20 protein-coding genes and 1 pseudogene are annotated in these 21,095 nt (G+C 60.3%); 10 read left to right on the plus strand and 11 right to left on the minus strand.

The window, feature by feature from the left end:
* Positions 1–157 precede the first annotated feature (157 nt).
* The 3 genes from OKC27_RS14665 to OKC27_RS14675 all read left to right on the plus strand — a co-directional run bounded on the left by OKC27_RS14665 (position 158) and on the right by OKC27_RS14675 (position 4,550).
* Positions 158–1,162, plus strand: coding sequence for a substrate-binding domain-containing protein (locus OKC27_RS14665; protein ID WP_139409696.1), 1,005 nt, complete (start codon positions 158–160; stop codon positions 1,160–1,162).
* A gap of 251 nt (positions 1,163–1,413) precedes the next feature.
* Positions 1,414–3,678, plus strand: a complete 2,265-nt coding sequence (locus OKC27_RS14670) for a methyl-accepting chemotaxis protein (protein ID WP_182938542.1) — start codon at positions 1,414–1,416, stop codon at positions 3,676–3,678.
* 167 nt (positions 3,679–3,845) lie between these two features.
* A complete protein-coding gene (locus tag OKC27_RS14675; protein WP_270806425.1) occupies positions 3,846–4,550 on the plus strand; it encodes a hypothetical protein in 705 nt (234 codons plus the stop codon).
* Positions 4,551–4,557: 7 nt separating this feature from the next.
* Here the strand turns inward: OKC27_RS14675 and OKC27_RS14680 are convergent, their stop codons facing one another.
* Positions 4,558–4,914, minus strand: a complete 357-nt coding sequence (locus tag OKC27_RS14680) for a CesT family type III secretion system chaperone (RefSeq protein WP_042060845.1) — start codon at positions 4,912–4,914, stop codon at positions 4,558–4,560.
* A 198-nt stretch (positions 4,915–5,112) separates the two neighbouring features.
* On the opposite strand from OKC27_RS14680, the gene OKC27_RS14685 reads away from it, so the two are divergent.
* On the plus strand, positions 5,113–6,642 hold the full coding sequence (locus OKC27_RS14685) for an ADP-ribosyltransferase (RefSeq protein ID WP_182938540.1): 1,530 nt from the start codon (positions 5,113–5,115) through the stop codon (positions 6,640–6,642).
* Between the two features lie 115 nt (positions 6,643–6,757).
* Here OKC27_RS14685 and OKC27_RS14690 read toward each other — a convergent pair whose 3' ends face one another.
* Positions 6,758–7,522: an EAL domain-containing protein gene (locus OKC27_RS14690; RefSeq protein ID WP_058053200.1), complete on the minus strand. Its 765-nt coding sequence runs from the start codon at positions 7,520–7,522 to the stop codon at positions 6,758–6,760.
* A gap of 437 nt (positions 7,523–7,959) precedes the next feature.
* On the opposite strand from OKC27_RS14690, the gene OKC27_RS14695 reads away from it, so the two are divergent.
* A complete protein-coding gene (locus OKC27_RS14695) occupies positions 7,960–8,241 on the plus strand; it encodes a hypothetical protein (protein ID WP_157830747.1) in 282 nt (93 codons plus the stop codon).
* Positions 8,222–8,713 (plus strand): hypothetical protein, encoded by a 492-nt coding sequence (locus OKC27_RS14700; RefSeq protein ID WP_182938539.1) that lies wholly within the window; start codon positions 8,222–8,224, stop codon positions 8,711–8,713. Before OKC27_RS14695 ends, OKC27_RS14700 begins: the two co-directional genes overlap by 20 nt.
* A 66-nt stretch (positions 8,714–8,779) precedes the next feature.
* Here the strand turns inward: OKC27_RS14700 and glyS are convergent, their stop codons facing one another.
* Both glyS and glyQ read right to left on the minus strand, forming a co-directional pair.
* Positions 8,780–10,849 carry a glycine--tRNA ligase subunit beta gene (gene glyS, locus OKC27_RS14705; protein WP_182938538.1) on the minus strand — a complete coding sequence of 690 codons (2,070 nt, stop codon included), beginning with the start codon at positions 10,847–10,849 and terminating at the stop codon, positions 8,780–8,782.
* A 9-nt stretch (positions 10,850–10,858) separates the two neighbouring features.
* Complete coding sequence (gene glyQ, locus OKC27_RS14710; protein ID WP_016348984.1) at positions 10,859–11,782, minus strand: glycine--tRNA ligase subunit alpha; 924 nt, start codon at positions 11,780–11,782, stop codon at positions 10,859–10,861.
* Between the two features lie 222 nt (positions 11,783–12,004).
* Between glyQ and OKC27_RS14715 the strand changes: the two genes are divergently transcribed.
* Positions 12,005–12,592: a DNA-3-methyladenine glycosylase I gene (locus OKC27_RS14715; protein WP_182938537.1), complete on the plus strand. Its 588-nt coding sequence runs from the start codon at positions 12,005–12,007 to the stop codon at positions 12,590–12,592.
* 78 nt (positions 12,593–12,670) lie between these two features.
* The gene (locus tag OKC27_RS14720) at positions 12,671–13,009 is read left to right on the plus strand and encodes a hypothetical protein (protein ID WP_042060731.1); all 339 of its coding nucleotides are present in this window, start codon (positions 12,671–12,673) and stop codon (positions 13,007–13,009) included.
* A 114-nt stretch (positions 13,010–13,123) separates the two neighbouring features.
* Here OKC27_RS14720 and OKC27_RS14725 read toward each other — a convergent pair whose 3' ends face one another.
* On the minus strand, positions 13,124–15,160 hold the full coding sequence (locus OKC27_RS14725) for a bacteriohemerythrin (RefSeq protein WP_182938536.1): 2,037 nt from the start codon (positions 15,158–15,160) through the stop codon (positions 13,124–13,126).
* Between the two features lie 257 nt (positions 15,161–15,417).
* Here OKC27_RS14725 and OKC27_RS14730 point away from each other — a divergent pair, with 257 nt between their 5' ends.
* Positions 15,418–16,074, plus strand: a complete 657-nt coding sequence (locus tag OKC27_RS14730) for an OmpA family lipoprotein (protein WP_111809622.1) — start codon at positions 15,418–15,420, stop codon at positions 16,072–16,074.
* Positions 16,075–16,218: 144 nt separating this feature from the next.
* Here OKC27_RS14730 and OKC27_RS14735 read toward each other — a convergent pair.
* From OKC27_RS14735 to tusA, 3 genes and pseudogenes are all read right to left on the minus strand, one after another.
* A pseudogene (locus OKC27_RS14735) lies at positions 16,219–16,308 on the minus strand (endoribonuclease L-PSP); the annotation flags it as partial.
* Between the two features lie 28 nt (positions 16,309–16,336).
* A complete protein-coding gene (locus tag OKC27_RS14740) occupies positions 16,337–16,684 on the minus strand; it encodes a RidA family protein (RefSeq protein ID WP_075111870.1) in 348 nt (115 codons plus the stop codon).
* Between the two features lie 21 nt (positions 16,685–16,705).
* A complete protein-coding gene (gene tusA / locus OKC27_RS14745) occupies positions 16,706–16,951 on the minus strand; it encodes a sulfurtransferase TusA (protein ID WP_005342448.1) in 246 nt (81 codons plus the stop codon).
* Between the two features lie 169 nt (positions 16,952–17,120).
* Between tusA and OKC27_RS14750 the strand changes: the two genes are divergently transcribed.
* On the plus strand, positions 17,121–17,312 hold the full coding sequence (locus OKC27_RS14750; protein WP_182938534.1) for a hypothetical protein: 192 nt from the start codon (positions 17,121–17,123) through the stop codon (positions 17,310–17,312).
* A 75-nt stretch (positions 17,313–17,387) separates the two neighbouring features.
* Here OKC27_RS14750 and OKC27_RS14755 read toward each other — a convergent pair whose 3' ends face one another.
* From OKC27_RS14755 to OKC27_RS14765, 3 genes are read right to left on the minus strand one after another with little or no spacing between them, the layout of a single operon-like run.
* Positions 17,388–18,626, minus strand: a complete 1,239-nt coding sequence (locus OKC27_RS14755; protein ID WP_182938533.1) for an ABC transporter substrate-binding protein — start codon at positions 18,624–18,626, stop codon at positions 17,388–17,390.
* Positions 18,627–18,630: 4 nt separating this feature from the next.
* On the minus strand, positions 18,631–20,076 hold the full coding sequence (locus tag OKC27_RS14760; protein WP_042060719.1) for an ATP-binding protein: 1,446 nt from the start codon (positions 20,074–20,076) through the stop codon (positions 18,631–18,633).
* The gene (locus OKC27_RS14765) at positions 20,073–20,795 is read right to left on the minus strand and encodes a response regulator (protein WP_005339475.1); all 723 of its coding nucleotides are present in this window, start codon (positions 20,793–20,795) and stop codon (positions 20,073–20,075) included. Before OKC27_RS14765 ends, OKC27_RS14760 begins: the two co-directional genes overlap by 4 nt.
* Positions 20,796–21,095 lie beyond the last annotated feature (300 nt).

The raw sequence follows: 21,095 nt of genomic DNA on the forward strand, positions 1-21,095 counted from the left end.
CTGACAGCGCTCCCATTTTGACCACAACCTGTTTCCGCAAACAGAAATGAGCGCCTAGATTAGCCAGCATTGACAATTCCGTGGCAGAGCTCGTTAAAACCAAGCCTTTATTCGGGAAATCTGCTAATGTTCCGCCTTTGACAGTCAGGAGACAGAGATGGCCACTATCAAGGATGTCGCCTCGCGCGCAGGCGTATCCATCTCCACCGTCTCACATGTGCTCAACCACACTCGGCGGGTCAGCGAAGACGCGACCCAGAAAGTGATTGAGGCGGTGGCAGAACTCAACTACGCGCCCAACTCGGTAGCGCGCAGTCTTAAAATAAATTCGACCAAGACCATTGGCATGCTGGTCACCACCAGCGTAAACCCCTTCTTCGCAGAAGTGGTGCAAGGGGTTGAAGCGTACTGCTTCGAACAGGGCTACAGCCTGATCCTCTGCAACACCGAAAACCAGCCGCCTCGCCAACAGCATTACTTAAGAATGCTGATGGAAAAACGGGTGGATGGCCTGCTGGTATTGGGTACTGATATCGACACCCCGTTGCGCGACATGCTGCGCATCCACAAGAACGTACCGCAGGTGGTACTGGATTGGGGCACGGAGTGCGATTTCGCCAACGTCATCAACGACAACGCCCGCATCGGCGCCCGCATGGCCGTACGCCATCTGCTGGAGCTGGGGCACCGCGATATCGTCTGCATCACTGGCCAGCTCTCCAAGCCGACCACCCAGCAGCGACTGGACGGGGTTCGTGATGCGCTGGGCGAGCAGGGTCTGACCCTCAAAGATGACCAGATCTTTGAAGGGGACTACGAGAGCCAGAGCGGCTTCGATGCCATGCAGCGCATCCTGGCCCTCAAGCCTCGTCCGACCGCGGTCTTTGCCTTCGACGATCCCATGGCGATCGGCGCGATTTGCGCTGCCTGGGAAGCCGGAGTCAAGGTGCCGGACGATATCTCCGTCATCGGCTACGACGATGTGGAGATGGCGCGCTTCTCCAGCCCGCCGCTGACCACCATTCGTCACCCGAAGGCCGAACTGGGCCAGCTGGCGGTGAAGCATCTGGTCAGCCGGATCCGCAACAAGGAGCTGGAAGTGGAATCGATGACGGTCCAGCCCGAGCTGATTATCCGTCGCTCGGTAAAACCGCTGCGTTAATCCGGCCCCGTTGCCAAAACGAAAAACCCCCTCTGTCACGAGGGGGTTTTTGTTTATGGGCGGTTTGCGCTGAATCAGTAACCCGTAGACCTGATTTCAACCTCGTTGGCGAATATTCCATCCGTTTGATCCACCTCGCATTTTGTCTGTTAATCGTTTGATCAATATCAACAAACAAACGAGTTCTGATGGACTCCCACCTTATCCGTTCCATCCTGTAAGTTGGATATGACTATCAAGGATGGTGTCTTATGTTCCCCCCTCGCAAGCTGGGTCACCAGATCACGCTGCTGGCAATCAGCGGCATCGTATTGCTCGCCGTGGTCCTGCTTACCTTCAACCTGTTTGAAAACCGCCAGCGGGCGGTGACGGCCGAACAGGGCGCTCTGCAAACAGAGCTGCAAAATATCGAATCGGTGATCCGCAATGCCAGCCATGAAACCGTGCTGGCGGCGACCCTGATCGCCCAGCGGCCGGATGCGGCCAGGGCGGTGGCCGACCAGGATTGGCAGACCCTCGCCAGCCTGTTCGACCCGCTCTGGCCTGCACTCAAGGCGCAGGGGATCCAGCAGTTTCACTTCCACGTTCCCCCGGCTACCTCCCTTTATCGGGTACACAAGCCCGCAAGCCATGGCGACGACCTCTCCACCACCCGGCTGGCGGTGGTCGAGGTGAACCGCAACCATCAACCGGTTGGCGGGCTGGAGACCGGTCAGGGCGGCACCGGGATCCGTGGCGTGGTGCCGGTCACCTTCAACGGTCAGCCGGTCGGCTCGGTGGAGTTTGGCCGTGCCCTCGATGCCTCGCTGTTTGCCGATCTGCTGGGCAAGGACAGTCGGCTGGCCATCTATCTGTTTGAACAGGGTAAACCCGTGCTGCTGACCGGCACCGCCATGCTCGGCGAGTCGGCGGACTGGTATCAGGGGGTGCTGGCGGGCGAGAGCCGCTTCGCCACCATCAAGCAGCAGGGGAGCGATTTTCTGGTGATGGCGGCGCCGCTGCGCGACTTCTCCGGCAAGGCGGTCGGGGTGATCGAGCTGGCGCGGGATCACAGCGAGGTCGTCGCCGCGCTGGCGCGCCAGAGCTGGCAGATGGTGATGATCGCGCTGCTCGGCACCGCCCTGATTGCGGTGGCGCTGGTGTGGCTGCTAGGCCGCCTTAACCACCCGCTGCTGGAGAGCGTCAAGGCGCTGGAGGCGCTGGCCAATGGTTCCGGCGATCTCGGTAGCAAGCTGCCGGTGGCTGGGCCGGAAGAGATCCGCCGCCTTGGCACGGCGTTCAATGCCTTCGTCGGCAAGATCCGCGACACCATCAGCCAGCTCACCGCCACGCTGGGCGAACTGGCTGGCGAGAGCGAGCGGCTATCGCGCAGTGCGGCGGGCAACCTTGGCAGCATGACACGTCAGCAGGAGCAGACTACCCAGCTCGCCACCGCCATGACCGAGATGACCAGCACGGTGCATGAAGTGGCCCACAACACGGTGCAAGCGGCCGAAGCGGCCAGCGAGGCAGACAATCAGGCCGTCACCGGTGATGAGGTGGTGCAGCAGAGCGTCAGCATGATCGAGCAGCTGGCCGCGGAGATCGCCAGCGCGGGCGACACGGTGAAAGAGGTCGCCAAGGCCAGCGAGCAGATTGGCTCGGTGCTGGCGGTGATCCAGTCCATCGCCGAGCAGACCAACCTGCTGGCCCTCAACGCCGCCATCGAGGCGGCCCGGGCCGGTGAACAGGGGCGCGGTTTTGCGGTGGTGGCCGACGAGGTGCGCTCACTGGCGGGCCGTACCCAGCACTCCACGGCCGAGATCCGCGGCACCATCGAGCAGCTGCAAAGGGCGGTGGGCACTACTGTGACCATGATCGAGCACAGCGTCTCGCGGGCGGGGGAGTCGGTGGAGCGGGCCAATCAGGCGGGGGACGCCCTCAGCCGGATCAAGGGAGCGGTCAACAGCATTCGCGATATGAACACCCAGATCGCCGCCGCCTCCGAGGAGCAATCCTCGGTGAGCGACGAGATCACCCGCAATATCGTCAGCGTCCACGAGATCTCCCAGGCCACCACGCTGGTGGCGCGGGATACCGCCCAGATTGCCACCCATGTGGCGACCCTGGTGGACAAACTGGGGGATCTGGCCGGGCAGTTCCAGGATGGCTCCAACGTAAGGATGGTGCTGACCCGCGCCCGCGCCGCCCACATGGGCTGGAAGACCCGGGTGCGCGCCTATCTGGATGGGCAGGAGGGGCTGTCGCGCAGTGAAGCGGTCAGTGACAAGGAGTGCCGCCTCGGCCGCTGGTACTTCAGCGAGGGGGCAGCCTGCTGCAGTTCGCATCCGGCCTTCAAGGCGATTGCCACTCCCCACGCCAGACTGCATCAGGTGATCCAGCAGGTCATCGAGTTGAAAAACCAGCACAAGCACGAGGCGGCAGAGGCCCTCTACCGCGAGATCGAACAGAGCTCCGGGCAGGTGGTGGGCTACATCGATCAGCTGTTGCAGGAGATGACCAAGCCCGCACGCTAGTCACGCGCGGGCCGGATAGCCAAAGGGCTGACATCTTTGTCAGCCCTTTTTCATGCTGGCCACGTAAAAGCCATCACCGCTTAAGCTCCGGTACAAGGGGGCTCGCCGATAATGCCGCCGCCCCGAGCTGGCCCCCTGCGCCAGCTGCCGAATTTGGAACCGAGAGCGTGAAACCGACCAACAAATCCCTGCTGTCCCTCCCCGAGCGCCAGATCCCGCAACCGCAGCCTGATGAGGGCGAGCATGCGCCGTCGGCGGCAGATACCCCTGCGCCAACCGTGCAAGCCGCTGTGCCTGCCGAGTCGTCCATTCCGCCATCCCGATTGGCCGCTACCGCGATGCCTGCCGCGCCGATCGTGGTGGTACCGGTTGCGCTGCCATCCGCGCCACGCGCTCGCAACACGCTGGTCGGCACCCTGTTCTGTGTCTGTCTGGCGCTGGTCGCCTCGTTCGTCTTTATTGCCCGTTCCCATATTGCAGCGACGCCGCTCGTGGCCAGCGGTGCGCAGCCGCTGGTGGAGATTGGCGTTGCCGATATTGACCAGCCCGAGGTGGTTTACTCCATGGATCTGGCCTTTCCAGCGAGGGAAACTGCCATCCCGCAGCCGGTGGTCGCCCGCCACGAGCAACCGGCCAAGCTCAAGATCGGCGTCTACAAGCAGGTGAACAACGTCGAAAAGTGGCGGCGCTGGGCGCGCCAGCAGAATGTCACCTTCGAGGCGGTGCAAAAGAACCGGGATGGCGAGCCCCACTACTTCCTCTATCTGTGCGAGCAGGACCCGGCGCGGATCGACCAGCTCAAGCTCGACGTGGCCCGCATCAGCGGCGAAACCCCGCAGCTGGTTCGCCGCGCGACCAGCACCCGCATCTAGCGGGAAATCAGCCTTTGTTGATCTCGCTGGCGGCGTGTACCAGTTGCTCCAGCTGGTGGTGGATCTGGGCGCGATCCAGCTGCTGCAACGGCTGGCGGCTCCACAGCACCGGCGTCAGGCTCTCGGCATCGAACCCCAGTACCGGCTTGCACGGGTCCTGACTGAAGAGGTTCTGGGCGGCTGCCTGGGCGCTGGTGGCCGCGTCGAGGCGGGTAAACATCAGCAGATAGTTGGCCGGGTGTTCGGTCAAATGGCAGGTCAGCTCGCCGATCTGCAGGCTGGTGACGCTCTCCTCCTGCTGCGGCGCAGGCAGCGAGAGGGAGAGAAACAGCTGGTGGATGGCGGCGTGATAAAGAGAGTTCATTGATGGCTCCAGATTGGTGATGGCGCCATTAGAGCAGGTCGCCGCCCGCGGCACTGTTAATGGTGGCTCTCTTTTTTTAGCTTTCCGGTCAGCGAGATAGCGCGCCGCGCTCAGTACAAAAATCGCGACCAATCCCGATAGTCCCTGTTGATGGCCTCTCCTAGACTGGCAGCGAAACATCACAAGAAGACAATCATCATGCAGATTCAAACACACACCGGCGGCATGCAGGCCGTCGCTCACCACAGTGATGCCACCACAGGGGTTGGCCGGATGGGCCAGCTGGATGTACGTCAGATCGCCACCGGGCAAGATGCGATCTTGCTGGGCAGCCGCAGCGAACCGCAAAAAGGACAGGGGCTGCTCTCGCGACTGGGTGCCCAGCTGGCTCGCCCGTTTGTGGCCCTGAAAGAGTGGATCGGCAACCTGCTGGGGACGGACAAGCGTGCCGCTGCGCCGAAGGCGCAAACCGCCGTTTCCCCCGAGGATCTTCAGCGCCTGATGAAGCAGGCTGCATTTGGTAGCTCGCTGGGTGGCTTCGCCAAGGCGGACGTGTTGCACAACATCACCGCCGAACAACTGGGCAAGGAGCACACCACTCTGGCGACCGGCAATGGCCCCCTGCGCTCTCTCTGCACCGCGTTGCAGGCCGTTGTCGTCGGCTCCCAGCAGCCGCAACTGCGGGAGTTGGCAGCCGGGCTACTGGCCCGCCCCATCGCCGGTATCCCGCTCCAGCAGTGGGGTACGGTGGGGGGCAAGGTGACCGAGCTGCTCGCTAACGCCACCCCCGAACTGTTGCAGGAGGCGATGAGCCAGTTGCACACCGCGATGGGTGAAGTAGCCGACCTGCAGCGCGCCGTAAAGGCCGAAGTTGCTGGCGAACCGGCGCAAAGCGCGACCACCACTGCTGATGCGGCGCCGATCCAAAGCGGTGAGAGTAAAGGTATGGCCCGCGAGCAGGTCGCCATGGTGCGGCAGACTCCGGCCACCGGCTACAAGTTGGCGCTGGATCTCATCAGCTATCAGGCCAGCTACCTGCTGCGGGATCAAACCTCGACGACAGTGACCCTGAGCAGCAGCGATCTCAACGCCCTGCATCAGCACATTGCCGATGGCTCCATCAACGGCTCCCACATGGCCAAATTGCAGACCCGTGGCGATCTGCAAACCCTGCGCACTCTGGCGCTGTCGCTGGCTAGCGGCAGCGATGCCAAGGGCTCTTCCCTTGGTCACGCCCTCGACAGCCTCGCCTCGGCGCGCCCCAACCAGCGACTGGTGCTGGGCGGCCTGATGCAGTTTGCCAGTCAGGGTGATCAGGCGTGGGCTGACCATACCGCTGGCAAGCCGGAAGATCGGCTCGATGCCGGGGCGCGGCAGCGCTTTGATGGTGACAACATGAAGGCGGCGGTGGCGCGTCTCGGCGCCAGCGAAGCGCGACAAGTGCTGCAACAGTTGGAAGGGGCTTTTGGTGATCGGGTGCGGGGCATCTGTGATCTAGCGGTTGAACTGGTTTCGCCCTTTGCCGACACGGTCCCGGAGGCCGTATTGACCTCCCGGTTGACCCGTATGGGCACTGTGGTGAGCACCCTGATCGACCAGATCAAGGTGCGCCTCGCGCTGCCCCTGTCAGCTCACAGTGATGCGTCCCAGATTGATTCTGTCGATCAGTTGACGCCGCTCGAACTGGCGGCGCTGGCCCATATCGGCGTCGATGACCGCTATCTGTAAACCGCCTGCAAGCCGCCCCTCCGGGCAAGGCCAGACGGTACGAAAACGGACACCCTCGGGTGTCCGTTTTCTATTCTGGCGGGGGGAGAGGGCGCTCAGTGCCTGCTGCGATGGCTCACAGGCTGGCGAAATCCACCTCGGGCAGGGTTTCGAAGCCGGGGCGAGCGAACAGGTAGCCCTGCATCAGGCTGATGCCCATCTCCCGCAGGCAGGCCATCTCTTCGCGGGTTTCGATCCCCTCCGCCAGCGGGGTGATCTTCAGCTCCGCAAACAGCGCCAGACAGTGGCGCACTATGGCTTGCCGGGTCGGGTCCTGGTCGATGCCGCGCAGCAGGTGCATATCGAGCTTGATGATATCTGGCAGAAAATCGGCCAGCAGGTTGAGGCCCGAGTAACCGGCGCCAAAGTCATCCATCGCCGTCTTGAAGCCAAGGGCCTGATAGTGATCGACGATGCCACGAATATGCTGGTTATCCAGCAACTGCTCCACCTCGGTCAGCTCGAACATGATCTGCTCGATGGGGAAGTTGTGCTCGCGGGCCGCCTGCAGGGTGGTGCGGATGCAGCGCTCCGGGCGGTAGACCGCATTGGGTAGAAAATTGATGCTCAGCATCCCCTTCATCCCGAGTCGGGCCGCCAGCGCGATGGCCTTGATGCGGCACAACTGATCGAAGCGATAGCGATTGCTGTCGTTGACCCGGGCAATCACCGAGTGCGCAGATTCGTTGTTGAGCCCCCGCACCAGCGCCTCATAGCCGAAGAGGGTGCGGTTGCGGCAATCGATGATGGGCTGGAAGGCCATGGTGAAATCGAAGTCGAGATCCACCTGCTCCTGACACTGTTGGCAGATGGACTGGGCGGGGGCGGAAGGTATATCCATAACTTTCCTCACAAGGGTGATGTTGGCGCGGAGCTCTGGCTCAAATGATAACAGCTCATCTCTCCCGAGAGGGGTAATTCCGGTGAGCGGGTCGGGATCGGGGATAAGATTGCGCCCATCTCCCGCCAGTGTTTAAAACCGGCCTGCACCATATCTCACCGCCTCATGTAGGTTCGATTAGCGCAGCGTAATCGGACGATCGAGAGGCTTTTGTTTCGGTTGTTGCCGTGGGTCAGGGTTGGTCAGCCGGAGGGGAAATTCGGCTGGCCGTGATAGCGGGAGAATCCATTTACGCGAACGTCCGATTACGCCTGGCGGCTAATCGAACCTACGAGTTACAGTCAAAATGGTGAGAGTCCCAGAATCTTTAATCTTGCCTTCCATCCTTTGATAAGGCTAATGTCAAAGGCAATTTCAACAGTAGATGGGGTGGTGTTTTGGATATTAATGAACTTATGAAACAGGCTCGTTCTTTGGAGCATCAATTATTTATAAAGTATCGTTTGGATGTTCACCCTACAGAAGATGAAATAAGGAAATGGTACTGTAAAACAAACGATTATGTTTTATCTGGCTTAGATGTCGAAAATGCAGGAAAACTAGCGGCATTAGATTGCTTTAAAGTAAATGAAAACATTGTTAGAAAATCACAAGTTGACACAATTGAGGCATTGCTGGCTATGGCAAGAAAAAAGGTCGATGAAGATGACTCTGAGTAGCGATAACTGGGTAGGAATTATTGTTCCTCTTGTATCTTTTTTGGCGGGGTTTCTTTTAAATGCTGTATTTATGACAAAAAAAGATAGAGAGGAGCTAAAACTAAAAAAGCAAGAGCTATCAAATATCCTGGAATCTGATGTAACCGAGGCTGGAAGTGAATATACCACAGCACTGGCTGCCATGAATCCCAGAGATTTTGATAGCTTTATGAAAGTGAATGATTCTGGTGAGAAGTATTTTAATGCTTTAAACAAATTGGCATGTTCAATAGTATCTCGAACTACAGACAAAGATAGTACCATTAACTCCCACGTCATTAAGATTCGGGATGCGTACACAAGAACAATTCCTGATCATTACAAAACACTCAGCTATATAGCTGAAAATTGTGACATCCCATATAAAGGGAAGTTTAGGGCTGAAAATTATAAGAGTCTGAGAGTGGTTATAGACTTGCATAGAATAGAATGAAATTTCTTTTACAGAAATAAAAACGGCGCCTTAACGGCGCCGTTTTTATCACTCACTCAACCAACATCACTGCAGCAGCGAGATATCCGCGACTTGCAGGAACAGGTTGCGCAGGTTGTTCAGCAGCGCCAGACGGTTGGCCTTGAGGGCGTCGTCGTCGGCCATCACCATCACTTCGTTGAAGAAGGTATCGACCGGCTCGCGCAGGGCGGCCAGACGGGTGAGGGCGGCCTGATAGTCACCGGCAGCGAACAGCGGGGCCAGTTCGGCTTGCAGTTCGGCAACCTGGGTGGCCAGCGCCTTCTCGGCGGCATCGACCAGCAGTTCCGGTTTGACGGCAGTCGGCAACTCGCCTTCGACCTTGGCCAGAATGTTGCTCACGCGCTTGTTGGCGGCAGCCAGTGCCAGTGCGGCATCCAGGGTGCGGAAGTGGCTGACGGCCTTGACGCGACGATCGAAGTCGAGCGGACGGGTCGGGCGGCGGGCCAGTACGGCCAGCACCACGTCGGCACCGATGCCTTCGTCCTGATAAGCGGCACGGAAGCGGCCCAGCATAAAGTCGACCACGTCGGTGACGACGGTTTTGTTGGTCAGCTTGTCGCCGTAGACGCGTACCGCTTCTTCAACCAGTTCAACCAGATCCAGGTCCAGCTGCTTCTCGGTCATGATGCGCAGGGCACCGATGGCGGCACGACGCAGGGCGAACGGGTCCTTGTCACCCTTCGGCAGCATGCCGATGCCGAAGATACCGGCCAGAGTGTCGAACTTGTCGGCCAGCGCGACGGCGCAGGCAACCAGACCGGACGGCAGGGCATCACCGGCAAAGCGCGGCATGTACTGCTCGTTGAGGGCCACGGCGACTGCTTCGTCTTCGCCATCGTGACGGGCGTAGTGCATCCCCATCACACCCTGGGTGTCGGTGAACTCGCCGACCATGTTGGTCATCAGATCACACTTGGAGAGCAGACCGGCACGCTTGGCTTGAGTGACATCGGCACCGATACGCTCGGCGATAAAGCCGGCAACGGTCTCGATGCGCTCGACCTTGGCCTTGACGGTGCCCAGCTGTTGCTGGAACAGCACGGTTTCAAGGCGCGGCAGGCGGGAGGCCAGAGTCTGCTTGAGGTCGGTCTTGAAGAAGAACTCGGCGTCAGAGAGACGGGGGCGAACCACCTTCTCGTTGCCGCTGATGATCTGGCTCGGGTCTTTCGACTCGATGTTGGTGACGAAGATGAACTTCGGCAGCAGCTTGCCGTTCTTGTCGTAGACCGGGAAGTACTTCTGGTCACCCTTCATGGTGTGAACCAGTGCTTCAGCGGGAACGGCCAGGAACTTCTCTTCAAAGTTGGCGGTCAGCACCACCGGCCACTCGACCAGTGCGGTCACTTCTTCCAGCAGGGCGTCGTCCAGATCGGCCACACCACCGAAGGCGGCAGCGGCCGCTTCGGCGTCAGCCTTGATCTTGGCCTTGCGTGCCATAAAGTCGGCAATCACCATGCCGCGCTCCTGCAGGATCTGCGGGTACTGGCTGGCGTTGTCGATGGTGAATTCGCTCTCGCCCATAAAGCGGTGACCGCGAATGGTGCGGGCGGAGTCGATACCCAGAATGTGGGCGGGCACCAGATCCCCATCCAGCAGCAGGGTCACGGTGAACACCGGACGCACGAACTGGATGGTCTTGTCGCCCCAGCGCATCATTTTCGGGATCGGCAGCTTGGCCAGCGCTTGGCTAACCAGCTCGCCCAGCAGATCTTTGGCCGGACGGCCTTCGACCTTGGCGGTGTGAACCAGCCACTCGCCCTTGTCGGTGACCAGACGCTCGGCCTGTTCAACGGTGATGCCGTTGCCACGGGCCCAGCCTTCGGCAGCCTTGGTCGGCTTGCCTTCGGCATCGAACGCCTGAGAGACGGCCGGGCCGCGCTTCTCGACGCTCTTGCTCGGCTGTTCGCCAGCCAGCTCGCTCACCTTGAGGGCCAGACGGCGCGGTGAGGCAAACCACTCGACGTCGCCGAAGGCCAGATCGGCCTTGGTCAGTTCGCTTTTGAGGTTGTCGGCAAAGGCTTCGGCCAGGGAGCGCAGGGCTTTGGGCGGCAGCTCAGCAGTACCGATCTCTACCAGAAATGTATGTTGTGCCATGTCCGTTCCTTAACCTTGCTTGTTCTCACTGCGCTGACACATCGGGAAGCCCAGCGCTTCGCGGGAGGCGTAGTATGCCTCTGCCACGGCCTTGGTCAGGGTGCGAATGCGCAGGATGTAGCGCTGACGCTCGGTGACCGAGATGGCCTTGCGGGCATCCAGCAGGTTGAAGGAGTGAGCGGCTTTGAGGATGCGCTCGTAGGCAGGCAGCGGCAGCGGTTTTTCCAGTGCCAGCAGGTGCTGGGCTTCCTTCTCGTACTGCTCGAAGCAGTGGAACAGGAACTCTACATCGGCGTGTTCGAAGTTGTAGGTGGATTGCTCCACTTCGTTCTGGTGGAACACGTCGCCGTAGGTGGTCTTGCCCAGCGGGCCATCAGACCAGACCAGATCGTAGACGCTGTCTACGCCCTGAATGTACATGGCCAGACGCTCGAGACCGTAGGTGATCTCGCCGGTGACCGGCTTGCACTCGAGGCCGCCAACTTGCTGGAAGTAGGTGAACTGGGTCACTTCCATGCCGTTCAGCCACACTTCCCAGCCCAGACCCCAGGCACCCAGCGTCGGGTTTTCCCAGTTGTCTTCCACGAAGCGGATGTCATGGATTTCAGGATCCATGCCCAGCTCTTTCAGGGAGCCCAGATAGAGTTCCTGAATGTTGTCGGGGGAAGGCTTGATGATCACCTGGAACTGGTAGTAGTGCTGCAGGCGGTTCGGGTTTTCACCGTAGCGGCCGTCGGTCGGACGGCGGGACGGTTGCACGTAGGCGCAGGCGATGGGCTCCGGGCCCAGGGCACGCAGACAGGTCATGGGGTGGGAAGTACCGGCACCCACTTCCATATCCAGCGGCTGAATGATGGTACAGCCCTGGCGGGACCAATAGTCCTGCAGCTGCAGGATCAGGCCCTGAAAGGTTTTGACATCGAATTTTTGCATAATTTTTTTCGCGCGAAGTGAAAATCAGAGCAAGATTTGCTGAATGTGAACCGAGGGAGTATACCGTCTGGCATGGTCGGATAATAGGCGAAATTGCAGCGGATTCACGGGATGGCACTGCGCCGTGGCTGGTCGGGCGGGATGTCCGGTACAGGATGTGAGCGATGCCGCCAGCCGAGTGGGCAGGGTCGGGGAAGCCGCTGAAATCATAAGGGAGAGAAAATGGAACTGCGCTGCGCCTGGGTGACCAAAGACCCGGAATACATTGAATACCATGACAAACAGTGGGGCAGGCCGGTCTATGACGCCCGCGAGCTGTTTGCCAAGCTCTGCCTCGACGGCCAGCAGGCGGGGCTGTCGTGGATCACCATCCTCAAGCGCACCGAAAGCTATTACCGCGCCTATGCCGACTTTGATCCGGTGCAGATTGCCCGCTTCGACGAGCAGGATGTGGAGCGGTTGATGCAGGACAGCGGCATTATCCGCAATCGGCTCAAGGTGCAGTCGATCATCAAAAACGCCCGCGCCTATCTGACGTTGCAGGAGCAGGGGATCGACTTCGCCGACTACCTGTGGGGCTTTGTCGGCGGCGCCCCCATCGTCAATCAGCGCCAGGGCAACGGCGATATTCCGGCCACCTCGCCGGAGTCGGATGCTATGGCCAAGGCGCTCAAAAAGCTCGGTTTCAACTTCGTCGGCAGCACCATCTGTTACGCCTTTATGCAGGCGGTGGGGATGGTGAACGATCATCTGGTCAGCTGTCCTTGCCACGCCGAGTGCCAAAAAGAGCAGCAAAAGAAGCCGGATTGAGCCCCTTTTTGGTATCCGGTTCAGTCGGGATACAGTGATGGCCGTTCAGAATTGCGCTCCCCAATCAAGGAGTCATTCATGTCTTTCATCACTGTTCGCGGACGCGCCTGCCGCGCCCTGATCCTGGCTTGCGCCACCTTGCTGACCTCACTGCCTGCGCTGGCGGTCAAAGAGGCGCGCGACATTCGTCAGGATGCCCGCAGCGACGCTCGGGATGTTCGTCAGGATAGCTACACCGGTCATCAGGACGCCCGTCAGGATGCCCGCGATGTGCGTCAGGATGGCCGCCCGCAGGCTCGCGACATGAAGCAGGATTGCCGTCAGGAAGAGTACCTGAACAACGTCGACTGCCGTCAGGACAAGCGCCAGTTCAAGCAGGATGTGCGGGAAGATGCGCGGGATATCCGCCGCCGCTGATCCTCGCTTCATGGCAGTGGCCCGATCTGGCCAACCGCTGGCAGCCAAACAGTGTGACAAGAAAAAGGCTCCCGAAAACGGGAGCCTTTTTGCATCTGGTCGCCGGGTGGCGGCTTACGCTACTCCCGCCTTTACCATGCACTCGCTGTATTGCTTGTCCACCTTCAGGATATGGTTGAGCAGCCAGCTCTTGAGGAAGATGATCATCTCCATGTTGAGATCCTGTTCGTCGCCATCTTCGCGGCGGATCAGGTTGCCCAGCTCGGCCAGCAGCCTGGCATGCTCCTGTTTGTGGCGTTGCAGCTCGGGATAGCGCGCCTGTTCCATACTGCGCTCCTCGTCGGCAAAGTGCTGAATTGCCAGCTTGAGCAGCTCGTCCAGCCGCTGTTTGCGCACCTGCGCCGGACTGTTATCACTGACCGCGTGGTAGAAGCGGTTCATCGCGTCGAACAGGCCCTGATGCTGGCGATCCACGCTTGCCACACCCACCATGAACGTTTCGTTCCAGCGCAGCAGGTCGTGTTCATGGCCCGTTGATTGCTGCTGGCTCACCTCGAACTGGTCGCTGATCAGGCTGATCTCCTCATTGGACTGGTTCAGGTCGCGCGTGTGGGCACGACTCTCGCGGGCCAGCTCGAGGCATTCACGAGCAATATTGGCAACCTGCATGACGTTGCGATTGGTCTCTTCCGCGACCTGAGCCTGTTGCTCGGCTGCCGTGGCGATCTGACCATTCATGTCGGCGACCCGGGTAATGGCCGAGACAATGGCATTGAGGGTTTCGCCGGTGCCCGCGGCCTGGTTGACCGCCTGTTCGCTGACGTTGCGGGTGGTATGCATGGTGCTGACGGCATGGCGGGTGTTGTTCTGCAACGCTTCGATCCGCTGCTGGATATCGACGGTGGCGGCCTGGGTGCGGGTTGCCAGCTGACGTACCTCGTCGGCGACCACCGCAAAGCCGCGCCCCTGTTCGCCAGCCCGGGCCGCCTCGATAGCGGCGTTGAGCGCCAGCAGGTTGGTCTGTTCCGAGATGGTGCTGATCACCTGCAGAATGTTGCCGATCTGGCTGCTCTCCTGATCCAGCCGGGTCACCTCACCGGCGGATTGCTCGATATGGGTGGCCACCTGACGGATCAGGGCGATGGTCTGGCTCACTTGCTGCTGGCCATCGTGGGCCTGCTGCTGGGTGAGCAGGGTATCCTGACTGGCCTGCTCGGTGTTGTGTTCGATGTTGTGGACGGTGGCGGTCATTTCGTTGATGGCGGTCGCCAGCATGTCGGTACTTTGCTGCGCCCGCTGCATGCTGCTCAGGGTGCTGCCGGAATGGTTCATCAGCAGCGCCATCTTGTCGTGGGTCTTGTGAGAAACCTGCTGCACCGAGCCGATCAGGCTGTCGATATTGTCGAGGAAGCGGTTGAAGACGGTGGCGAGGTAGGCGAATTCGTCCTGCCCGCGGCTGCGCAGCCGGAACGTGAGGTTGTGGCTGTGGTTGGCCAGCTCGACCAGCTGGGTCATCAGCTGTTGCAGTGGCCGCACCGTCTTGAGATGGATCAGCAGCAACATCAGCATGATGATGGTGAGGCTGACCACGAGCAGCAGCAGATCCTGGCTTTGCAGGGCGCTGCTTTGGCTGGCGATCTCCCGCTCCTGACCCATCAGCTGTTGTTGTTGCTGCTCCAGCGCCCCTGCCACCTGAGTGGCGATGCTATCGGTTATCGCGTCAAATCCCTCGCCCGGCTGTTTCATCAGGCGGTTGCCCGCTTCGCGTCCCTCCTTCAGATAGGCATCGACCATCCGTTTGCCTATCTCCAGTTGGCGGGCCAGCAAGGGGGTGAGAGCACTCTGCAACTGCGGCAGGGTGTCGAGCAGTTGCCGGGCAGTCTGGGCATGCTGCTCCGCCTCGGTAACGGAGTCCTGCTCCCCCGAGACGGCTGCATCGGTCAGAAATTGCTGCACCTGAGTGGTGTGATAACGCAGCTCCTGCAGGGTGATTTGTCGGTTGGCGCTGGTGATCAGCTGCTCTGGCAGTTGTCCGAGCCGATCGGTCAGGGTGCTGCGCCAGATGCCGCCCAGCACCATAGTCAGCAGGATAACCAGGCTCGCGCCCAACAGCAGATGGCGGATCGAGAGGTTGCGAAGCAGTGCAAACATGGCGAGACCTCAAAGATCTATTGATAGTGCCTTCAATAGTAGTCAATGGCGTCAGCCAGCCCGCTGTCGTTTGTGCCCGGGGGCTCGGTCATGGGGGATAGTCCGGTGTTCAGCTCTTGTCCAGTGCACCCCGGCATAATGGCGGCCATCCGCCAGAAGAGGGCGCAATCCGTATCCTGACGTCACACCTTGGCACGCGGCTGGGGTAGAATGCGCGCTTTGTGGTTTTGAGTCGGTTTTTTCAGAGGTTTTTTTTCATGCATTTCAAGACAATTGTTCCGGCGGTTGCGCTGGCCGTGGCCCTGAGCGGCTGTACTACCAACCCCTACACAGGTGAGCAGCAGACCTCCAAGGCGGTCTGGGGTTCGCTGGCCGGTGCCGCAACCGGCGCGGCAATCGGTGCCATGTCCTCCAGCAAGGGTGACCGCAAGAAGGGGATCCTGACTGGCGTGGCGGCAGGTGCGGCGCTGGGCGGCGGTATCGGTTACTACATGGATGTGCAGGAAGCCAAGCTGCGCGATAAGCTGCAAGGCACCGGCGTCAGCGTCACCCGCAATGGCGACCAGCTGATCCTCAATATGCCGAACAACGTCACCTTCGACAGCTCCAGCGCCCAGCTGAAAGCGGCCGGTGCCAACACCCTCTCCGGTGTGGCCATGGTGGTTGCCGAGTTCGACAAGACCCGCCTGAACGTGGTTGGTCACACCGACAGCAGCGGCTCCCGCGATCTGAACATGAAGCTCTCCCGCGAGCGTGCCGATGCCGTTGCCGCCCAGCTGATTGGTCAGGGTGTCGCTGGCAGCCGCATCTCCACCACAGGTGTAGGCCCGGATCAGCCGATCGCCTCCAACAGCACCGCGGCTGGCAAAGCCCAGAACCGTCGCGTGACCATTACCCTGACCCCGACCGCCTAAGTCGTTCAGGTTTTGGTAACGAAAAGGCCCCGCCAGTGATGGCGGGGTCTTTCTATTGGAGCCGTGGCGAGCAATGGCTCCTTATTCTTTGCTCCCTTCTCCCCTTGCGGGAGAAGGGGCGGGGATGAGGGGGATAACCGCCTCTTAGACCGCTGCAGTCAGCTGCTCTTCCACCTTGTAGCCTTCGTGGGCCAGGCGGGCCTGTACGCAGGCGCGAACCGGTGCGGTGTCGGCATCAGGGGAGCCAGGCATCCCGTTTTACTTAGACAGCGGCAGTGAGCTGCACTTCGACCTTGTAGCCGTCGTGGGCCAGACGGGCCTGTACGCAGGCGCGAACCGGTGCAGTGCCAGCCGGGATCCAGGCATCCCACTGCTCGTTGAAGGCAGCGATGTCCTGAATGTCTTTGAGATAGATGTTGGCCATCAGGATCTTGTCGACGCCGGAGCCGTTGGCTTCCAGCAGGCGTTGCAGGCTCGCCAGCACTTCGCGGGTCTGCTGGTGGATGTCAGCCTCTTCGCTGACGGGCACTTCCACCACGTAGAGGGTGCCATTGTGGATGACCACGTCTGACCAACGCTGGGTGGTGCCGATTCGGGTAATGGTTGTCATGGAGTGCTCCGGTACGGGGGCTTATTGACCCTTGCGGATCAGATAGCGGTAGGGGGCCTGCTCTGTCTCGCTGGCGACCAGGGTGTGATCCATAAAGCGGCAGAAACTGGGGATGTCGCGGGTGGTTGAAGGATCGTCGGCGCTGACCAGCAGGGTCTCGCCATCCGCCATCAGCCGCACTTTTTTGCGAACCATCATAACGGGTTCCGGGCAACGAAGCCCGATTGCGTCCAACTCATGAGTTGCGTCGCAGAATAAATCACTCATCTATTATCAACCTTCAACCTATTCGGCTGCCAATGATACTCAGGGCTAAAAAATAATCAAACAAACAGCCCGTCAACCAGCATATGTAACCAAAATGTTATTCAGCCCTATCCAGCTTGCGCCGGACGAGTAATATAAAAATTGAACCATATTCAACAAGGAGGTGAATATGCAGGTCTCCTACGGCAGATTACAAGCCTATGCAGGCATGGGGTTCTTGTCCTTCGCCATGATAGTGACGGGCAGCCCGATCGGGAACACCGGTACCTGGTTCGGCTCCATGGTGATGGTGGGGTTGGGGCTCTGGATCGAGCTCAGCGATTACTATGACGAGGATGAGGACGAAAACGATCAATCCTGAACCGGATGACGATTCAACAACAAAGGCGGAGCAATTCCGCCTTTGTCATTTCTGCCGATCAGCCATTTGCCCGGATCAGCGGGTCGAGCGCATCGCCCGCTCCAGATGCAGCGCCGTCTGCTGCGGGTTGGCCTTGGGGTCGTTGAAGTAGTTGCTCAGCACATCCATGATCGCCTGACGCATATTGGTCGGCGTCGCCATCCCCTCCGCCATGCTGGGCAGCAGGTTGTCCTGCTTTTCCGCCAGCAGGAAATCCTGATAGGAGCGGACGGCGCAGCGGTCGAACTTGCTCATGTCGGGGTTGGTCAGCGCCGGGATCGATCCCTTCACCCGGTTGAACTCTGCCTGGAATGTCGGCGTCATCAGTAGCTGGGCCAGCTCGCCCTGTGCCTGCAGCTGGGCCGGATCCCGCTGTTTGAACATGGCGATGGAGTCGAGGTTGTAGCTGAACAGCCCGGCGCTGCCCGGGCTCGGCAGGCAGGCGATATCCTCACCCGGCCGATAGTTGCCCGCGCTCAGCTCCCCCTTCACCCAGTCACCCATCACCTGCATGGCGGCGCCACCGCTCTCCAGCAGATTGGTGGCCTGATGCCACTTCAGACCGGCGTATTTTTGCGGCACATAGGCACGTAGCTGCTGGAAGCGGGTCAGCACCCGCACCATGTCGGGGCCGGTCAGGGTGGCGCTGTCCTGTTCGAGGAATGCCTTGCGGTAGAACTCCTTGCCGCCCTCACCGAGCGCCACCGTTTCAAACAACACCGCCAGCTGCCAGGGCTCGTTGCCGATGGCGAGCGGGGTGATCCCCCGTTTTTTAAGCTGGTCGGCGATGGTGACGAACTGGGCCCAGTCGGTGGGCGGAGTCAGCTTCTGCTGCTCGAACACCTTGCGGTTGAGCCACAACCAGTTTACCCGGTGAATGCCGGTCGGCACCGCCATCAGGGCGTCACTCTGGCTGAGGGTGTCACGCACCATGGGGGGCATTTTGGCGTACCAGCCGAGGTGTTCGGCCATCGGGCTGAGATCGCGCAGAAAACCGAGCCCGGCCCACTCCTTGAGTTCATAGCCCTTGAGGTGGGCCGCCTCCGGCGGGTTGGCTGCCAGTGCCCGGCTCTTCAATACCGTCATGGCGCTCTTGCCGCCGCCGCCCTGTACTGCAAAGTCGTTCCACTGGTTGCCCTGTTCGGTCCACTCGGATTTGAGCACCTCCACGGCCTTGGCTTCACCGCCGGAGGTCCACCAGTGCAGCACCTCCACCTGAGAGGCGCACGCCGGTAGTGATAGCAGGGCGATGACAGAAAAAGACAACCACTTCATAAGGTTACTGCCTTGGTAGGGAGAGCGTGGCCTGCAGGCCACCTTGCGGACGGTTTTCCAGCACCAGATCGCCGCCGTGGGCGTGGGCAATGTTGCGGGCGATGCCAAGGCCGAGGCCGGTGCCCGCCTGATCGGTGCTGAGCCGGTAGTAGGGCTCGAAGATGCGCTCGAACTGATCGTCCGGCAGGCCGGGGCCCTCGTCCATGATGAAGAGGATCAGCATCTCCTCGTCATCCATGATGATGATGCGCACTTTCTGGCCGTACTTGATGCCGTTGTCCACCAGATTGCCGATGCAGCGCTTGAGCGCCAGCAGCTTGCCGCGATAGGGCCACTTGCAGTGGCCTTCGATAGTCAGCCGCTCGTCGTGCAGGTTCATCGACTCCGCCATCTGCTCCAGCAGGGCGTTGATGTCGATCTCCTCGATGTTCTCGTGGATGTCGGTCTCTTTGACCGTCTGCAGCGCCCCTTTCACCATCAGCTCCAGCTCGTCGAGATCCTTGTTGAACTTGCCGATCTGCACCTCGTCATCGAGCAGCTCGACCCGCAGCCGCAGCCGGGTGATGGGGGTCTTGAGGTCGTGGGAGATGGAGCTGAACAGCCGCTCTCTATCGTCGATATAACGGCGAATGCGGTGCTGCATGATGTTGAAGGCGCGGGTGGCCGCCACGATTTCCGATGCCCCTTCCTCTTTCAGCGACGGCTGGTCGATATCCTTGCCCAGGTTGACCGCCGCCTTGGCGAGACGGCGCAGCGGGCGGGTCTGCCAGCGCACCAGCATAAAGGTGAAGAAGCAGAGGAACACCGTCATCAGGGCGATGAAACGTACCTGATTGCTCGGCATCACGGTATCGTCGAGGGTCATGTAGGGGGCGGGCAGCAGGGCCGCCAGATAGAGCCACTCCCCCTTTTCAATCTCGATCTGGGTCACCAGTACCGGCGGATTGAGCGGTTCCAGCGACAGGGTGTAGCGGGCCCAGGAGGAGGGTAGGTCTGCCAGCAAGGTGTCGTTGTTGAAGACGTGCAAGTCGTCGGGTCGGGAGAAGTCCACCTTGATCGCCATGGCATCGGAGAGCTTGCGGGTCAGCACCCCCTGCACCTCCTGCAGCACCAGCGTCTTGCGCTCGCTCTCGGGGATGGCGTTGATGTGGATCTCTTCCTCGTTGAGCGAAACGAAGAAGCGGCTGCCACCCATGTTGCGCAGCTGGTCCAGCGCGATATGGCGATACTGCAGCGGCAGGGATTTGAAGAAGTTGACGGTGGAGGCAGCGGAGAGCGCCAGGTTGCGGGTGGTGCTGATCATCCCCTCCAGCTCCCGCTTCTGGATCTGCTGCATCCAGATGCCGGTCAGAATGGTCTGGGAGAGCAGGATGGCCAGCAACAGCAGCAGGATCATCCGTGACAGCAGGGAGCGGGGCACCAGCGCCCCCCAGGACCACTTGTTGCTCATGGCAGTTCGTGCACCTCGGCAATCAGCATGTAACCGCTGCCGCGAATGGTCTTGATGATGCGTGGGCTCTTGCCGTTGTCGCCCAGCTTCTGGCGCAGACGGCTGATCTGCACGTCGATGCCGCGCTCCATCGGCAGGCTTTCGCGGCCGCGGGTGGCATCGGAGATGGTGTCCCGATCCAGCACCACGCCGGGCTGTTGCAGGAACATGCCGAGCAGCATGGCGTCGCTGCCGGAGAGATCCAGCAGGCTGCCATCGTCATGGGTCAGCTGGTGGCTCAGGGTGTCGAGGGTCCACTCGGCAAAACGCAGGCGGCGGCTCGGCTCTTTCTCTTTTTCCGGCTGGCGGAATTCGGCGCGGCGCAGCAGTGCCTTGATGCGGGCCTGCAGTTCACGGGGGCTGAACGGCTTGGCGATATAGTCGTCGGCACCCAGTTCCAGGCCGATCACCCGATCCGCTTCGTCGGAGGCGGCGGTCAGCATGATGATGGGCACCTGGGAGTCACGACGGATCTGCTGGCAGAGGGTAAAACCGTCCTCGCCGGGCATCATGATGTCCAGAATAATCAGGTCCGGGCTGTGCTGGGCGAGTTGCTGGCGCATCTCGTTACCCTCCGCTGCCGTCAATACCTGAAAGCCCGCCCGGGTCAGGTACTCATTGAGCAGCTCGCGGATCTCTTGGTCGTCATCGACGATCAGCAGTTGTTTGCTCATTGACATATGTATGTGCATCCACCCATTTTTTTGTGCAGATTGAACCTGTCGGGGGAGTAAAAAGCAAGCAAGCCCCCCATCTAATGTGAGGTTTAAGGCAATAACAGCCTATTGATAAGGTTAAAACGAAAAAAGGCCGACCCAAACGGGACGGCCAACAGACAGCTTCTGACCACTGACGATCACCCCGTGTGGCGATCGTCACAGACTTGAAAAGGGGCCAGTCAGACTGACCCCGAAAAGGGACAACTCTCAGTAGTGCATCCCGTCGATCCGGCTGGTTATCACACCCGTTCAAACACGGTG

The sequence above is a fragment of the Aeromonas sp. QDB62 genome, from assembly GCF_027705695.1.
Lineage (GTDB): Bacteria > Pseudomonadota > Gammaproteobacteria > Enterobacterales > Aeromonadaceae > Aeromonas > Aeromonas allosaccharophila.

What these genes read in the sequence shown, in the direction of transcription:
- OKC27_RS14665 (WP_139409696.1), top strand. Translation starts at nt 158, where the DNA reads ATGGCCACTATCAAGGATGTCGCCTCGCGCGCAGGCGTATCCATCTCC.
- OKC27_RS14670 (WP_182938542.1), top strand. Translation starts at nt 1,414, where the DNA reads ATGTTCCCCCCTCGCAAGCTGGGTCACCAGATCACGCTGCTGGCAATC.
- OKC27_RS14680 (WP_042060845.1), bottom strand. Translation starts at nt 4,914, where the DNA reads ATGAACTCTCTTTATCACGCCGCCATCCACCAGCTGTTTCTCTCCCTC.
- OKC27_RS14685 (WP_182938540.1), top strand. Translation starts at nt 5,113, where the DNA reads ATGCAGATTCAAACACACACCGGCGGCATGCAGGCCGTCGCTCACCAC.
- OKC27_RS14690 (WP_058053200.1), bottom strand. Translation starts at nt 7,522, where the DNA reads ATGGATATACCTTCCGCCCCCGCCCAGTCCATCTGCCAACAGTGTCAG.
- OKC27_RS14700 (WP_182938539.1), top strand. Translation starts at nt 8,222, where the DNA reads ATGAAGATGACTCTGAGTAGCGATAACTGGGTAGGAATTATTGTTCCT.
- glyS (WP_182938538.1), bottom strand. Translation starts at nt 10,849, where the DNA reads ATGGCACAACATACATTTCTGGTAGAGATCGGTACTGCTGAGCTGCCG.
- glyQ (WP_016348984.1), bottom strand. Translation starts at nt 11,782, where the DNA reads ATGCAAAAATTCGATGTCAAAACCTTTCAGGGCCTGATCCTGCAGCTG.
- OKC27_RS14715 (WP_182938537.1), top strand. Translation starts at nt 12,005, where the DNA reads ATGGAACTGCGCTGCGCCTGGGTGACCAAAGACCCGGAATACATTGAA.
- OKC27_RS14720 (WP_042060731.1), top strand. Translation starts at nt 12,671, where the DNA reads ATGTCTTTCATCACTGTTCGCGGACGCGCCTGCCGCGCCCTGATCCTG.
- OKC27_RS14725 (WP_182938536.1), bottom strand. Translation starts at nt 15,160, where the DNA reads ATGTTTGCACTGCTTCGCAACCTCTCGATCCGCCATCTGCTGTTGGGC.
- OKC27_RS14730 (WP_111809622.1), top strand. Translation starts at nt 15,418, where the DNA reads ATGCATTTCAAGACAATTGTTCCGGCGGTTGCGCTGGCCGTGGCCCTG.
- OKC27_RS14740 (WP_075111870.1), bottom strand. Translation starts at nt 16,684, where the DNA reads ATGACAACCATTACCCGAATCGGCACCACCCAGCGTTGGTCAGACGTG.
- tusA (WP_005342448.1), bottom strand. Translation starts at nt 16,951, where the DNA reads ATGAGTGATTTATTCTGCGACGCAACTCATGAGTTGGACGCAATCGGG.
- OKC27_RS14750 (WP_182938534.1), top strand. Translation starts at nt 17,121, where the DNA reads ATGCAGGTCTCCTACGGCAGATTACAAGCCTATGCAGGCATGGGGTTC.
- OKC27_RS14755 (WP_182938533.1), bottom strand. Translation starts at nt 18,626, where the DNA reads ATGAAGTGGTTGTCTTTTTCTGTCATCGCCCTGCTATCACTACCGGCG.
- OKC27_RS14760 (WP_042060719.1), bottom strand. Translation starts at nt 20,076, where the DNA reads ATGAGCAACAAGTGGTCCTGGGGGGCGCTGGTGCCCCGCTCCCTGCTG.
- OKC27_RS14765 (WP_005339475.1), bottom strand. Translation starts at nt 20,795, where the DNA reads ATGTCAATGAGCAAACAACTGCTGATCGTCGATGACGACCAAGAGATC.